Source organism: Streptomyces sp. 12E, from assembly GCF_055633275.1.
In genome coordinates this window covers 2593784-2608462 of the sequence record NZ_JBVNCJ010000001.1, presented here as the reverse complement: position 1 = coordinate 2608462, position 14679 = coordinate 2593784, and the positions used below count along the sequence as shown (strand labels likewise).

11 protein-coding genes are annotated in these 14679 nt (G+C 75.5%); 4 read left to right on the top strand and 7 right to left on the bottom strand.

All coding sequences use genetic code 11. From position 1 onward, the window contains the following. Nucleotides 1-138: 138 nt before the first annotated feature. The 3 genes from ACZ8ZB_RS12185 (at nucleotide 139) to ACZ8ZB_RS12175 (ending at nucleotide 4791) form a co-directional block, all read left to right on the top strand. A complete protein-coding gene (locus ACZ8ZB_RS12185; protein WP_470737733.1) occupies nucleotides 139-2793 on the top strand; it encodes an alpha/beta fold hydrolase in 2655 nt (884 codons plus the stop codon). Then, nucleotides 2790-3689 (top strand): ABC transporter permease, encoded by a 900-nt coding sequence (locus ACZ8ZB_RS12180; RefSeq protein ID WP_470737732.1) that lies wholly within the window; start codon nucleotides 2790-2792, stop codon nucleotides 3687-3689. The genes ACZ8ZB_RS12185 and ACZ8ZB_RS12180 overlap by 4 nt, the downstream gene beginning before the upstream one ends. Nucleotides 3690-3840: 151 nt before the next feature. Beyond that, nucleotides 3841-4791, top strand: a complete 951-nt coding sequence (locus ACZ8ZB_RS12175) for a chaplin family protein (protein ID WP_470737731.1) — start codon at nucleotides 3841-3843, stop codon at nucleotides 4789-4791. A gap of 101 nt (nucleotides 4792-4892) precedes the next feature. Here the strand turns inward: ACZ8ZB_RS12175 and ACZ8ZB_RS12170 are convergent, their stop codons facing one another. Continuing rightward, entirely contained in the window at nucleotides 4893-6158 is a 1266-nt protein-coding gene (locus ACZ8ZB_RS12170) for an FAD-dependent oxidoreductase (protein ID WP_470741466.1), read from the bottom strand. Between the two features lie 2 nt (nucleotides 6159-6160). Beyond that, the gene (locus tag ACZ8ZB_RS12165) at nucleotides 6161-7423 is read right to left on the bottom strand and encodes a carboxylate--amine ligase (RefSeq protein WP_470737730.1); all 1263 of its coding nucleotides are present in this window, start codon (nucleotides 7421-7423) and stop codon (nucleotides 6161-6163) included. Nucleotides 7424-7593: 170 nt separating this feature from the next. Between ACZ8ZB_RS12165 and ACZ8ZB_RS12160 the strand changes: the two genes are divergently transcribed. Further along, the gene (locus tag ACZ8ZB_RS12160; protein ID WP_470737729.1) at nucleotides 7594-8898 is read left to right on the top strand and encodes a glycoside hydrolase family 26 protein; all 1305 of its coding nucleotides are present in this window, start codon (nucleotides 7594-7596) and stop codon (nucleotides 8896-8898) included. Between the two features lie 17 nt (nucleotides 8899-8915). Here the strand turns inward: ACZ8ZB_RS12160 and ACZ8ZB_RS12155 are convergent, their stop codons facing one another. Genes ACZ8ZB_RS12155 through ACZ8ZB_RS12135 form a run of 5 tightly spaced genes read right to left on the bottom strand, consistent with a single transcriptional unit; the run spans nucleotide 8916 to nucleotide 14678 of the window. Continuing rightward, nucleotides 8916-9566 carry a YveK family protein gene (locus tag ACZ8ZB_RS12155; protein ID WP_470737728.1) on the bottom strand — a complete coding sequence of 217 codons (651 nt, stop codon included), beginning with the start codon at nucleotides 9564-9566 and terminating at the stop codon, nucleotides 8916-8918. A gap of 52 nt (nucleotides 9567-9618) precedes the next feature. Continuing rightward, the gene (locus ACZ8ZB_RS12150; RefSeq protein ID WP_470737727.1) at nucleotides 9619-10755 is read right to left on the bottom strand and encodes a glycosyltransferase; all 1137 of its coding nucleotides are present in this window, start codon (nucleotides 10753-10755) and stop codon (nucleotides 9619-9621) included. Next, nucleotides 10755-11519 carry a polysaccharide deacetylase family protein gene (locus ACZ8ZB_RS12145; protein ID WP_470737726.1) on the bottom strand — a complete coding sequence of 255 codons (765 nt, stop codon included), beginning with the start codon at nucleotides 11517-11519 and terminating at the stop codon, nucleotides 10755-10757. The genes ACZ8ZB_RS12150 and ACZ8ZB_RS12145 overlap by 1 nt, the downstream gene beginning before the upstream one ends. After that, nucleotides 11503-13335: a murein biosynthesis integral membrane protein MurJ gene (gene murJ / locus ACZ8ZB_RS12140; RefSeq protein WP_470737725.1), complete on the bottom strand. Its 1833-nt coding sequence runs from the start codon at nucleotides 13333-13335 to the stop codon at nucleotides 11503-11505. The genes ACZ8ZB_RS12145 and murJ overlap by 17 nt, the downstream gene beginning before the upstream one ends. After that, nucleotides 13332-14678, bottom strand: coding sequence for an O-antigen ligase family protein (locus ACZ8ZB_RS12135; RefSeq protein WP_470737724.1), 1347 nt, complete (start codon nucleotides 14676-14678; stop codon nucleotides 13332-13334). Before ACZ8ZB_RS12135 ends, murJ begins: the two co-directional genes overlap by 4 nt. Nucleotide 14679: the final 1 nt, after the last annotated feature.

Below are 14679 nucleotides of genomic sequence, written 5' to 3'. Positions count from 1 at the left end.
ACCGCCACCACGGTCGTCGTGCGCCGCCGCGTACCGCGGACGCGGTACGCGGCGGCGGTTTTGTACGCCTGCGGGAGGTGACCGGGTTCGGTCTGCGGTCGACATCCGTCCGACAGGTTCGCCCCGTACGGTTGACGCATGGATCTTCGACTGCCCGGATCGCGGTGGCTGCGGTCACGGCGGCCGCGACGGGTCATCGCCGCCGCGGCCGCCGTCCTCGTGCTCGCCGGCGCCGGTACGTGGACCGCCGTCGCCTCCGACGACGCGCCCGCGGTCCGCCGCGCCGACCGGGTCATGAACACGGGCGACGGGGTGCGCATCGACACCTCGTACTTCACCGCGGGGCCCGCAGGACGCCGCCCCGCCGTCCTGCTCGGGCACGGCTTCGGCGGCAGCAAGGACGACGTGCGGGAGCAGGCCGAGGACCTCGCGCGCGACGGGTACGCGGTCCTCACCTGGTCCGCGCGCGGCTTCGGCGCGTCGACCGGGAAGATCGGGCTGAACGACCCGGAGGGCGAGGTCGCCGACGTCTCCCGGCTGATCGACTGGCTGGCGGACCGGCCCGAGGTCGAGCTGGACGAGGACGGCGACCCGCGGGTCGGCATGACGGGCGGTTCCTACGGCGGCGCCGTCGCGCTGCTCGGCGCCGGGTACGACGACCGGGTCGACGCCATCGCCCCGGCGATCACCTACTTCGACCTCGCCGAGGCGCTCTTCCCCAGCGGCGTCTTCAAGAGGCTGTGGGCGGGCGTCTTCGTCAACTCCGGCGGCGGCTGCGAGAAGTTCGAGCCCGCGCTGTGCGAGATGTACCAGCGGGTCGCCGAGTCCGGCGTCCCGGACGACGAGGCGCGCGAACTGCTCGAGGCGCGCTCGCCGTCCGCCGTCGCCGACCGCATCGACGTGCCCACCCTCCTGCTGCAGGGCCAGAGCGACTCCCTCTTCCCGCTCGGCCAGGCCGACGCCGCCGCGAAGGCGATCCGCGCGGGCGGCGCCCCGGTCGGCGTCGACTGGATCGCGGGCGGCCACGACGGCGGCGACCCGGAGACGGACCGCGTGCAGCAGCGCGTGACCACCTGGTTCGACCGGTACCTCAAGGGCGACGAGAGCGCCGACACCGGCCCCGCCTTCCGCGTCACCCGCACCGGAGGCGTCGACTCCACCGACGGCGAGGCCGTGCTGAACGGCGCGAGCGCCGACACCTACCCGGGGCTGACGAACGGCGGCCGCTCCTTCCCCCTCACCGGACGCGAACAGAGCTTCGCCAACCCGGCCGGCGCCAGCCCGCCCGCCGTCTCCTCCCTGCCCGGCCTCGGCGGCTCCGGCGGACTCGCCCAGCTGTCCTCGCTCGGCGTCGGGATCTCCCTGGACTTCCCCGGCCAGTACGCCCGCTTCGAGTCCGCCCCGGTCGGCGGCGACCTGCGGATCACCGGATCGCCGACCGTCACCGTGCACGTGAGGTCGACCGGCGAGGACGCCGTCCTCTTCGGCAAGGTGTACGACGTCGGCCCGGACGGACGGCAGCAGGTCCTCCCCTCGCAGCTGGTCGCGCCCGTCCGCGTCGAGGGCGCCGAGGCCGGCAAGGACGTGACGCTCACCCTCCCCGCCGTCGACCACGAGGTCCGCAAGGGCCACCGCCTGCGCCTCGTCCTCGCCTCCACCGACCTCGGCTACGCCTCCCCGGCCGCCCCGGCGACGTACACCGTCTCCCTGAAGAGCGACCTCACGGTGCCCACCGCACCCGGCGTGACCACCGCCGCGGCCCCGCTGCCCGCCTGGGTGGTGTGGCTGCCGGCCGCCGGCGCCCTGATCGCCCTCGCCCTGCTGCTCACCGGCCGCCGCCGCACCACCGCCCCGGCGCCCGACCCCGCACTGGCCGGTGTGCCCCTCCAGATCACCGGCCTGAGCAAGCGCTACGCCCGCTCCTCGGACCGGTACGCCGTGCGGGACCTGTCCTTCCGGGTCGAGAAGGGCCAGGTGCTCGGCCTCCTCGGACCGAACGGCGCGGGCAAGACGACCACCCTGCGCATGCTGATGGGCCTGATCAGTCCCGACGGCGGCGAGATCCGCGTCTTCGGCCACGCCGTCCGCCCCGGCGCCCCGGTGCTCTCCCGGGTCGGCGCCTTCGTCGAGGGCGCGGGCTTCCTGCCGCACCTGTCCGGCCGGGAGAACCTGGAGCTGTACTGGCGGGCCACCGGGCGTCCGCCGGAGGACGCCCACCTGGAGGAGGCGCTGGAGATCGCCGGCCTCGGCGACGCGCTCGCCCGCGCGGTGCGCACCTACTCCCAGGGCATGCGCCAGCGCCTCGCCATCGCCCAGGCCATGCTCGGCCTCCCGGACCTGCTCATCCTGGACGAGCCGACCAACGGACTCGACCCGCCGCAGATCCGCGAGATGCGCGAGGTGATGATCCGGTACGCGGCCGCCGGGCGCACGGTGATCGTCTCCAGCCATCTGCTGTCGGAGGTCGAGCAGTCCTGCACCCACCTCGTGGTGATGGACCGCGGGCGGCTCGTCCAGGCCGGTCCGGTGCACGAGATCGTCGGCTCCGGCGACACCCTGCTCGTCGGCACCGTCGAGCCCGTGGACGAGCCGGTCGCCGAGAAGATCGCCGCGCTGCCGGGCGTCGCCTCCGCCGTCCGCACCGACGAGGGGCTGCTGGTCCGGCTCGACGCCGGCGGCACCGCCCCGCGCCTGGTCGCCGAACTGGTCAGGCTGGAGGTGCCCGTGGCGTCGGTGGGCCCGCACCGCCGCCTCGAAGACGCCTTCCTCACCCTGATCGGAGGTTCCGCATGAGCACGCTCACCGAGCGGGCCGAGCCCACCGGGCGCACCGAGGGGGCCGAGCCCGTGGAGGTCGCCGCCGGCTACCGCGCGGGCCGCACCCTGCCGCTGCGGGTGGAGCTGGTCCGCCAGCTCAAGCGCCGCCGCACCCTCGTGATGGGCGCGGTCCTCGCCCTCCTGCCGTTCGTGCTGGTGGTCGCCTTCGCGATCGGCGGCGAACCGGACCGTCCGGGCGGCCGGGTGAACCTGATGGACACGGCCACCGCGTCCGGCGCCAACTTCGCCGCCGTGAACCTGTTCGTGTCCGCGGGCTTCCTGCTGGTCATCCCCGTCGCCCTGTTCTGCGGGGACACGGTCGCCTCGGAGGCCGGCTGGTCCTCCCTGCGCTACCTGCTCGCCGCGCCGGTGCCCCGGATGCGGCTGCTGTGGTCCAAGCTGATCGTCGGACTGGGGCTGAGCCTGGCCGCGATGGTGCTGCTGCCGGTGGTGGCGCTCGTCGTCGGCACGGCCGCCTACGGCTGGGGTCCGCTGCACATCCCCACCGGCGGCACGCTCGACCCCGGCACGGCGGCGCAGCGGCTCGTGGTGGTCGTGGCGTACCTGTTCGTGTCGCAGCTGGTCACCGCCGGGCTCGCGTTCTGGCTGTCCACCCGCACCGACGCCCCGCTGGGCGCGGTCGGCGGCGCGGTCGGCCTGACCATCGTCGGCAACGTCCTGGACGCCGTCACCGCCCTCGGCGACTGGCGGCACTTCCTGCCCGCGCACTGGCAGTTCGCCTGGGCGGACGCCGTCCAGGCGACCCCGGAGTGGTCCGGCATGATCCAGGGCGCCTCGGTGTCCGTGACGTACGCGCTGGTGCTGTTCGCGCTGGCGTTCCGCGGGTTCGTCCGCAAGGACGTGGTGTCGTGACCGGTGGCCCCTTCCGGGTGAGGAGCGGGCCAACCGGGTGAACCTGCGCAACCGATTCCGCCGAGTCGGGTTGAAGAAGGAGTAGGCCATGCGGCAGCGGAGGGCCAGAACGCGTGGCCGCTCCCACTCTTCAAGCAGGAAGACAACCACATTGCGACAGACCCTGAGCAGGGGAGTGTTCGTGGCGGCCGCCGCCGCCACGGGCATTCTGTCCCTGTACGGAACCCCCGCCCTCGCCGACTCGTACGCGGTGGGCAGTGCCGAGGATTCTCCCGGTGTGCTGTCCGGGAACAACGTGCAGGCGCCGGTCCACGCGCCGGTGAACGCGTGCGGCAACGGCGTCACCGTGGTCGGGGCGTTCAACGAAGCGACCGACAACACGTGTGTCAACGGCTCCTCCACGTCCGGCCACGACTCCCGCACGTCCGACCACGGTTCGCGCGGCTCCGACGGCGCGTACGCGACGGGTGGCGCCAAGGGCTCGCCCGGTGTGCTGTCCGGGAACAACGTGCAGGCGCCGGTCCACGCGCCGGTGAACGCGTGCGGCAACGACGTCACCGTGGTCGGGGCGTTCAACGGGGCGGCCGACAACACGTGCGTCAACGGCTCCCACGACCACGCGAAGAAGTCCGCGGACGGCTCGCACGGCGACTCCTACGGTGAGTCCTCCTACGGCGACTCCTCGCACGCGGACTCCGGTGGCGCGCACGCGACGGGTGGCGCCAAGGGCTCGCCCGGTGTGCTGTCCGGGAACAACGTGCAGGTGCCCGTCCACCTGCCGGTGAACGCGTGCGGCAACGGCGTCGACGTCGTCTCGCTGTTCGGCGGCTCCTACGGCAACACCTGCGTCAACGACAGCGGTTACGGCAAGGAGGAGGAAGAGCCCGAGAAGGAGACGCCGCCCCCGCCCACCAAGGTCAAGACGCCTCCCGCCCACGAGGTCGAGAAGCCCCCGGTCGAGGAGGAGGAGGTGCCCGGCAACCCGCCGCACCTGGCCGAGACCGGCAGCGACGGCATGATCGCCGCCTCGGCGGCCGGCGCCGTCCTGATCACCGGCGGCGCGGTGCTCTACCGCCGCAGCCGCCTCGCCTCCCGCCGCTGATCCGTCGGCTGCCGGGCCCGCCCCACCCGGCAGCCGTACCCGCAGGACGACGCGTCCCCCGGACCGACCCGGTCCGGGGGACGCGTCGTCGTCCCCGCCCGTCAGCCGCTCACCGGCGACGGCGCCCCGCTGCGGCTGCCGCCGCCCGGGACGGGGACCGACCCGCGCACCGGCGTCGACCTCAGCCGCCGGCGCACCCCCTGGACCAGCGTCGGCGCCGTGAACGTCGCCCCGTGCACGAAGCGCATCGCCGGGCCGAAGCCGGACGCGGTCACCAGGCCCGCCAGGAACAGCCCGGGGTGCGAGGACTCGAAGCCGCGGCCCAGCACCGGGGAACCGTCCGGCAGCATCGCCAGCGTCCCGCGCAGCTCGGCGGAGAGCAGGCCGAGCCGGTCACGGTGCGCCCTGAACCCCGTGGCGGCGATGACGTGCTCGGTCTCCAGGAAGCGCCGGGAGCCGTCCCGGCCGGCCAGGTCCAGGCGCAGCCCGCCCGGCACCGCGGCGGCCGCGGTGACCTCCTGGCCCGGCAGCAGGTCCACCGCCCGCTCCACCCGGTCCCGCACCCACCACGCGCCCGCGGGGCCCAGCGCCGTGGCCGCGATCCGCGACCGGGTCCCCCGCGGCAGCCTCCGGAACAGGCCGGGGCGCTCGGCGTAGAACCAGTTCCGCCAGCCGGGCCCGAGACCGCTGTGCGGCGAGCGGACCGACTGCCACCACGGGCGCTCCCGGGGCGGCGGCACGTCGTTCCACCGCAGCCGCTCCGCCCGCGCCAGCACCCGTACCCGTGTGCCCTGTTCGGCGAGGAGCGCCGCCGTCTCCAGAGCCGCCTGGCCGCCGCCGATCACCGTGACGTCCTTGCCCTGGAGGTGGCCCAGGTCGCTGTGGTGGCTGCTGTGCGTCACCAGCGTGGGGTGCAGCCCGCGCAGCGCCGCCGGCACCTCGATGAACGGCATCACCCCGACCGCCAGCGCCACCGTCCGCGCGTGCAGCGCCTGCCCGTCCTCGGTGACCGCCGTGAAACCGGCGGGACCGGACGACACCCGGGTGACCGTGCGCTCGTCCACCTCCGGCACGGCGTTGCGGGCGAACCACAGGCCGTACGAGGCGAACTCCTCCACCGGGATCGGGTGCGCGTGGCGCACCGTCAGGCCCTGCTCGGCGCAGTACGCGTCCAGCCGCCAGCGCCCGGCCGGGTCGGAGAGATGGGACGCCCACGGCTCCGACTTCAGGAACATGCCGCCGGGCATGTGGTCCCGCCAGGACGCCATGGGCCGGCCGAACACGCGCAGGTTCAGTCCGGCGGCCGCGGCGTGGGCCGCGATCGACAGGCCGTACGGACCGGCGCCCACCACCAGGAGGTCGTACATCATCAGCTGCTCGCTTTCTCGTCGTCGGTCGGGGAGGTCGGGGAGGGCGCGGCCGCCCGGGGGGCCGGGAGGGGCGCGGGCACGGCGGCCGACGTGCCCAGCCGCTGCCGCAGCCGGCCGGACACGTGGCGGGCCCACAGGGCCCACATCGCCCATCCGGGGGCGCGGTCGTCCCGGGCGTACCAGGCCAGTTCGCGTCCGCCGGACGGCGTGCGCAGCGCGGCGAACGGCGCGTAGTTCTCCACTACGAACGACCGTCCGGCCACCGGATCCCCGTCCGGCAGCGGACGGCCGGTCAGATCCAGGTGCAGGGCGCGTACGACGTCCAGTCCCGCGCTGTCCGCGAAGAGCCGGAACTGGGCGCCGGGGCGCGGATTGAAGTCGAGGAGGTGGTAGCGGCCGGTCGTGCCGCAGCGGCGGAAGTCGAGGTCGAAGACGCCGCGGTAGCCGAGTTCGCCGGTGAGCCGCTCGGCGAGCGCCCGGACCTCGGGGTTGGGCGTCCAGTGGCCCACCGCGGTCAGCCCCGCGCCGCGCGGCCAGGACAGCTGCTTGCGGCCCGGACCGCCGGCGCGCACGGTGCCCGCGCGGTCGGCGTAGCCGTGGAAGAACCAGTCCCGGTCCTCGCCCGGCGGCAGGAACTCCTGGAGCAGCAGCGGGCTGCCCGCCTCCGCGGTGCGCGCGTACAGCTCCCGGGCCTGCCGTGCGGTGCGCACCAGCTGGGTGCTGCGCAGTCCGCCGCCGGCCGGCAGCAGCCAGGGCCGGCTCCACTTCGCGACCAGCGGCAGCCCGAGCCGGTGGGCGTCGTCGACGGCCCGCCCGGGGCCGTCCGGTACGAGCGTGCGCGGGTGCGGGATGTCCGCGGCGGCGCACACGGCGGCCAGTTCCGCCTTGTCGGCGACGCGTTCGGACAGCGCGGCCGGCATCTCGGGCAGCAGGTAGGAGGGCGCGAGGTCGTCCCGCAGCCGGCCCGCGGCGATCGCGGTCGCGTCGTCCAGCGGGATCAGCACGGCCGGGCGCCCCACCCGTGCGGCCACCCGGCGCAGCACGGCGAGGATCTGCCGCGCGGACGCTCCCGGCGGCGGCGGGGAATGCATGCTGTGGACATAACGCGAGCGGCGAACGGGGCTTCCCGCGGAATCGGCGACGACGTGCACCTCCACTCCCGCCCTGCCGAGCGACCGCACGGCCCCCAGCGTTCCGTGGTGAAAGGGATTCCGGTCGGTCCGCAGCAGTACGGCGGGGACTCGGGTGTCGAGCAGCGACACGAATACTCACTTTCCTCTGGCGCCGGATCACCCGCACGGGCGAGTTCGGCACTCGAAAGCCGCAGTGACATTGGCACCGCCGTATTTCCTGTGCCTGAATTCATATGACTGTTCGTCAAGAACGGATCGTTCAGGCAGAAGGCGGACGTGGATGAGAAGAGGAGCAGCCGATGGCCCCACAGCACAGGCGGGTCCGGGCCCGCACGATGGCCGTGGGCGCGGCGGCGGTCGTCGTGGCCGCCGCCCTGGCGGCCGGACCCGCACCGGCGCCGGCGCCGGCCGACGACTCCCGTCCGGCGGCGCCTGCCCCGGACGAACCCGTGGCCGTCCCCACGGCGCCCGCCGTCCCGGACGTCGCCGTCCCGGGCGTCGCCGTCCCGGGCGTCGACGTCCCGCCGGTCCCCGCGCCGGTGCTGCCGGCGCCGCTCCGTGACGTCCCGGCCTTCGGCGCCTTCCTCGCCTCCGACGCCCGCGGCGTGGCCCGCATGGAGCAGTTCAGCCGCTGGCTGGGCGGCGCCGAGCTGCGCGTCGGCCACACCTACCTGCCCGGCAACCACTGGAGCGACATCGAGGGGAATGCCGGCTTCCTCGAGGCGTGGGCGCGCTGGCGCAACGCCGAGGACGACCGGATGCTCGTCCTCAACGTCCCCCTGCAGGAGCGCAACGAGGCGGGCGTCCCCGACCACGAGGTCCGGCAGCTGCTGCGGCGGGGCGCGGCCGGGGAGTTCGACCACCACTTCCGCGTCCTCGCCGAGCGGCTGGTCGAGCTGGGGATCCCGGACACGGTGCTGGTGCTCGGCTGGGAGATGAACGGCGTCACCTACACCCACCGCTGCGGTCCCGACCCGGAATCCTGGAAGCAGTACTGGAACCGGATCGTGCGGACCATGCGCGCGGTGCCGGGCCAGGAATTCCGCTTCGACTTCACCCCGAGCCGCGGCCGGGACGCCGTCCCCTGGACGCAGTGCTACCCCGGGGACGACACGGTCGACATCGTCGGCATGGATTCCTACGACCAGCCGGCCGGGCGCTCCTTCGACGAACAGGTGAAGGAACCGTACGGACTCCAGGCGCACGTCGATTTCGCGAAGGCCCACGGAAAACCGATCTCCTATCCCGAATGGGGGCTCTTCCGCAACGGCGACAATCCCGAGTACGTGCGGCGCATGCTCGCGTGGATCGACCGGCACAAGCCGCTCTACAACACGCTGACCGATTACTGCCCGCACGGCGTGTGGCAGTGCGACGACAACCCGGAATCGTCCCGCGTCTACCGGTCCGTGCTCCTCGGACGCGCCCACGAGGAGGAGCCGGACACCACGCCGCAGACCCCGGCGCCCACTCCCGTGCCGACCGTGCCCGGCGTGCCGCCGCCGCCGGAGGACTGCTCGCCGCTGGACATGGGCCGGTGGGTGGAGCACTGGCTCGGCGGGGAACTCTGCTTCCGCTTCGACTGGTGGTCGCGCACCCGCTAGGGGCCGTCCCGGCCGCGTCACCGCTGCACATCGGCGGCGGTGGCCGGGCCGGGCACCGAGGCGGCGGGGGCCGGGTCGTCGCCCCGGCCGGTCCGCCTCGGCCGGGCGAGCAGCACCAGGCCGCCGAGCAGGCCGCCCGCGCTCGCCCCCACCAGCGCGGTCACCTCCGACGACGCGGACGACGGCTTGCCCGGCGGCACCGCGCGCGAGAACCGCACGAGCCGGACCTGCGTGCTGCCCTTGGTGTCCTCGGCGTGCCGGGTCAGCGCGCGCGAGACCGCGTTGGCCATGTCGACGGCCAGTCCGGGCTGCGTGGAGGTGGCCGTGACGGCGACCATCGGCGCGTCCGGCGAGGTCGCCGTGCGGACGCTGTCCCGCAGCGTCCGCACCGGCACCCCGGCCCACACCTGGGCGTCGCCGAGCACCGCGAGCTGGGTGGCGACCCGGCCGTACGCCTGCGCGAAACCGCGGGCCGCGTCCGGGGTCGCCTTGTCGGTGGGCACGGCGACGACGTAACTGGTGGCCGTGTACACCGGGGGCGTGAACAGACCGTACGCGCCGCCGAGCAGACCGCCGAGGGACGTGCCCGCCACCAGCGCGGACCAGGCCGGCAGCTTTCTGACACGGTCCAGGGACGGACGGCGCCGACGGGTCGGGGTGTCGGTCATGACGGGCTTGCTCCCTCGAAGGTACGGCAGAGACGTGCGGTGCGGCGGAGGCTCACGGTGCGGCGGGCGGCGACGCGCCGGTGACGGCCGCCGTGTACACGTCCATGAGGCGGGCTGTGCTGCGGGTGATGCTGTAGTGATGCGCGGCCCGGCCGGCCGTGCGCGGTCCGGGGCCCGCCGCACGGACCTCGGCGATCGCGCGGGCGTACGCGGCGGGGCCGCCGCGCACCCGCCGGGCGCCGGCGCGGGTCTCGGGCGGCAGGTCCTCGACCGCCGGGCAGGAGGCGTAGAGCACGGGCAGGCCGGACGCCAGCGCCTCCACGACCGCCAGGCCGAAGGACTCCTCCGCGGACGGGGAGGCGAACAGGTCCATCGCCGAGGTCAGCGAGGGCAGGTCGGGGCCGGGGGTGCCGTCGGGGACGACGGGACGCTCGCCGGTGAACAGCACCCGCCCCGCCACCCCGGCCTCGCGGGCGGTGCGCCGCAGCACGTGCTCCTCGGGGCCGCCGCCCACCAGCAGCAACCAGTGGTCCTCCGGCAGCAGGGCGAGCGCGCGGACGAGGACGTCGAACCGCTTGCCCCGGGCGAGCCGGCCGACGCCGCCGACGACGAACGCCCCCTCCGGCAGGCCGAGGCGCCGGCGGGTGCGCTCCCGCCGCTGCGGGTCGAAGCGGAAACGGTCCAGGTCGATGCCGTTGGGGACGACCTCGATGCGGGGGGCGGGTACGCCCCAGCGCTTCAACCGGTCGGCCACCGTCGGGGAGACGGCGACCGTCGCCGACCCGAGCCGCTCGCTCGCCAGGTACAGCGCGCGCACGCCGGCCGTCAGCCTGCGGCCCTCCATCTGGGTGTCGCCCAGGGAGTGCTCGGTCGCCACGACCGCGCGGATCCCGGCGGCCCGGGCGGCGAACCGGCCGTAGACGCAGGCCCGGTACAGGTGCGTGTGCACGAGGTCGTAGCCGCCGGCCCGGATCACCCGGACCAGGCGGGGCAGCGCGGCCAGGTCGCGGTTGCCGCCCATGCCCAGGTGCACGACCCGCACGCCGTCGGCGCCGAGCCCGTCGGCGACCGCGCCGGGGTTGGTGAGCGTCACCACGTCGCAGTCGACCGGCAGGTGACGCAGCAGCAGCCGCAACTGCTGCTCGGCGCCGCCGACCCCGAGCCCGGTGATGATGTGCAGCGCCCGCATCACAGGCCCTCCACCGGGCGCCGGCGCAGCCGGTGCAGCCGGAGCTTGAGGTGCAGGCGCCACGCCGTGTCGTTCTGCCCGACGTGTGCGCGCGGCAGGGCGTGCGGGCCGGTCAGCGGGCCGGGGTCGATGGCGCAGGCGTAGGTGTAGCCCGCCTTGCGCACGGCCTCGACGGCGCGCGCGTCGACCGTGCCGTACGGGTAGCAGAACCCGGCGGCCGGGGCGCCGGTCAGCGCCTCGATCCGGGCGCGGCTCTCGGCGACCTCGGCGGTGAGCGTGGCGTCGTCCGCGCGGGTCAGGTCGGTGTGGGTGAGGCCGTGCGAGCCGATCTCCACGCCGCCGTCGGCGGCGCGCCGGATGCCGTCCGCGGTCAGCAGCGGCTTGCGCGGGCCGAGCGGGTCCCAGGCGTTGTCGCCGCCGAGCCGTCCGGGCAGGACGAAGAGGGTGGCGCCGCAGCGGAAGCGCTGCAGCAGCGGCAGGGCGCCGGTGAGGAAGTCGGTGTAGCCGTCGTCGAAGGTGAGGCCGACCAGGTCCCGGCCCTCGCCGCGGGCGCGCGCGGCGAGCAGCTCGGCGACGGACACGCCGCGCAGCCCGCGCCGGCGCAGCCAGGCCAGCTGCCGCTCGAGCCGCCCGGGGGTGACGGTGATGCGGTACGGATCGTCCGGGCAGTCGCTCACCGAGTGGTACATCGCCACCCAGGGGACGGGGCCCGGACGGGGCGCGGAGGAGCTGCCGGCGGCGACGGAATCAACGGGAGCGGCCATGTGTGAGCCTTCGTGTGACGGTGCGTACGGAGCGCAGTGCGGATGCGGATGCGGATACGGAGCGCCGGGCGACCGGGACGGACAGGGCGAGCGGCACGAAGACGGCGGCCACGGCCGGACAGCCGGCCGCGAGAGCGGCCGCCGGGGAGTCGAAGAGGCTCGCGGCAAACGTCCCGGCGGCGACGGCGAGGACCGAGGCGAGCACGGGCCGGCTCAGCCGGCCCAGGACCCCGCGGACGCCGACCGTGACGCCGGGCGTCCCGCCGGGGCGGGCCGTGCGCAGGCCGGTCAGCAGCAGCACGGCCGTGACGGTGATGCCGAAGGCGTTGGCGGCGGCGATCCCCGCCACCCCCCAGCGGCCCACGGTCACCGCGCCGATCAGGGACGTGGCGACGACGCCGGCCGCCATCACGCCGAGCGGGTACCAGCTGGGGCGGCCCGCCGAGAAGTAGCAGCGGACGAGGGCGCCCACGAGGGTCTGGCCGAGCAGGCCGAGGGCGTACACGCGCATGACGTTCGCCGTCGCGGCGGTGTCGGCCGCGGTGAACGCCCCCCGCTGGAAGAGCAGTTCGATCATCTGCGGGGCGCAGGCGATCACCGCGCACATGCCGGCCAGCACCACACAGGACGCCAGCACCAGGTCCCGTTCCACCCGGGCGCGGGCCCGGCGGGTGTCGCCGTCGGCGAGCGCCCGCGCCACCACGGGGAAGGTGACGGTGCACACCATCAGCGACAGCGTCATCGGGATCTGGGCGACCTTCTGCGCGTAGTTGAGGTGCGAGATGGACCCGGCGGGCAGGGAGGACGCCAGGAACCGTTCGACGAGGACCTGCGACTGGCGGCACAGCGCGAACAGCAGCACGGCGGCGATCAGGGCGAGGCGCACCGGCCGCTCCTCGTCCGCCGGCCCGGTCGCGGCGGGCGCGGGCGCGGGCGACGCGAGCCGCCGCCACAGGGACGGCAGCTGCACCGCCACCATCAGACAGCCGCCCACCGCGACCCCGAGGGCCGCCGAGCGCACCCCCCACTCCCCGCCGAGCAGGAACATCGTCGCCACGATGCCGGTGTTGTACGCGACGTAGATCGCCGCCGGCGCGAAGAAACGGCGGTGCGCCCGCAGCGCGGCGCTGCAGTACCCGGCGAGCCCGAAGGCCAGCAGGCTGAGCGCGGTGAGCCGGGTGCAGTCGACGGCGAGGCGGGGATCGGGCAGACCGGGCGCCAGCACCCGGACCAGGTACGGGGCCCCGGCGGCGACCAGCGCCGCCACCGCGGCGAAGGCCAGGCACAGCCGGGGCAGGGTGGCCCTGACCAGATCGCGCACCGGGTCGCCGGGCACGCCCCGGGCCCGCCGCGCCAGCGCCATGCTGAACGCCGGGATCAGCGCGATCGCCAGCCCGTCCTCGATCAGCAGCGTCGCGGCGATCTCCGGCACGGTCCACGCCACCAGGAAGGCGTCGGTGTCGCTCCCGGCCCCGAACAGCCGCGCCAGCGACTGGTCCCGCACCAGACCGAGCAGCGACCCGGCGATGGACAGCACCGCCGTCCCCAGCGCGGCCCGGGCGAGGAACCTCCGGGACACCGCGCCCGACTCACCACCGTCACCGCCGCCGGTCCCGGATCCGCCGGCCCCGGGGAAGCCGGTCGTCGTGCGTGTGCCGGCCGGGGACCCGGCGGGTCCGGCTTCCGCGGCTCGGGGGCCGTCCGCCGGAGCGGAGCCCGTCGCGGGCCGGCCGGAGGCGGGACCGCCGGTCCTGAGCCCACCGGGCCCGGACCCGGCGGCGCCGGAACCGGGAGTCTGCGAAGGCAGCACCGTCATCGGGTCGCGGCCTCCTCGAGGCGTGCGGGCGCTCCGTCCCGCGGGGCGGCGCCCGCCCGGTCGTCGCGGGACAGGGCCCACCACGCCGTCAGGCCCAGGGCCACACCGGTCAGGACGGTCGAGGGGCCGCCGATGTCGCCGTAGAGGAAGTCGGTGAGCTGCCAGAGCAGGAGGCCGACGGCGACGAGCGCGCAGTCGAGGTCGGGGCCGCGGCGGCGGGCCCGCGGCAGGCGCCGCAGCGCGCACACCAGCAGCGCCAGCCAGCCCCCGGCGAGCGCCGTCAGCCCGATCAGGCCCTGCTCGCTCAGCACCAGCAGGTACATGCTGTGCGGCGACAGCAGCGCCTGCCTCCGGTACTCCGTGCCCGCGCCCGCGATGTCACTGCCCGAGGACAGCGCCAGCGTGGCGTGCCCGTCGCGGTACTCGGGGAAGCTCTTCAGCCCCACCCCGGTCCACGGGTGCTCGCGCCACATGCCGGCCGCCGCCGCCCACAGGGCGTACCGGTCGACGACGGACTGGTCGGGCGCGTCGGCGACCTCCGTGATGCTGCCGATCCGCTCCTGCAGCATCGCCGTACCGACCCCGAACCCGCCCACCAGGACGACGCCCGCCGCGGCCACGGCCGCCGCCACCTTCAGCGCGCGCCGCAGCCCCGCCAGCGCCAGCTGCGCCGCGCACGCCAGCGCGGTCGCGATCCAGGCGCCCCGGCTGAAGGACAGCGCCAGCGGCAGCACCAGGACCAGGGCGCACCCGGCGGCGGCCGTCCGCTGCCGCACCGGGCCCCGCCCCAGCGCGATCCCCGCCGCGCACACCACGCCCAGCGACACCGCCGTCGCCATGCCCATCACGTCCGTGGCCCCGAAGGTGCCGACCGCCCGGACGGTCTCGCCCCGGTACGAGGCGCCGGTCCCGGTGACGTACTGGTACACCCCGACGGACCCCTGCCACAGGGCGAGCCCCACGAACGACCAGGCCAGCGCCCGGAAGCCGGCCCGGCCGCGGAGCAGCACCAGGACGGCGGCCGGGACGAGCACGAAGACCTGCAGATAGCGGCCCAGCCCGCCGAACGCCGCCTGGGGCGAGGCCGCCCCCATGGCGGCGAGCGCCAGACCCACGACCGGCAGCCCCAGCACCACGGCCGCGCGGGGCGACAGCGGACTCCGCCGCTTCCGCAGCAGCAGGATCACGCAGTACCCGACGACCAGCGCGGACACCGCGTCGGCGGGCCCCGCGCCGTCCCCCGTGGGCGGCAGGCCCGCCAGGACGACCACCGCCACCAGCGGCAGGACCGGCACCGGCGCGGCGACGGCCCGGCGCGGCAGCGGTGCGAGGGCGTGGCTCACG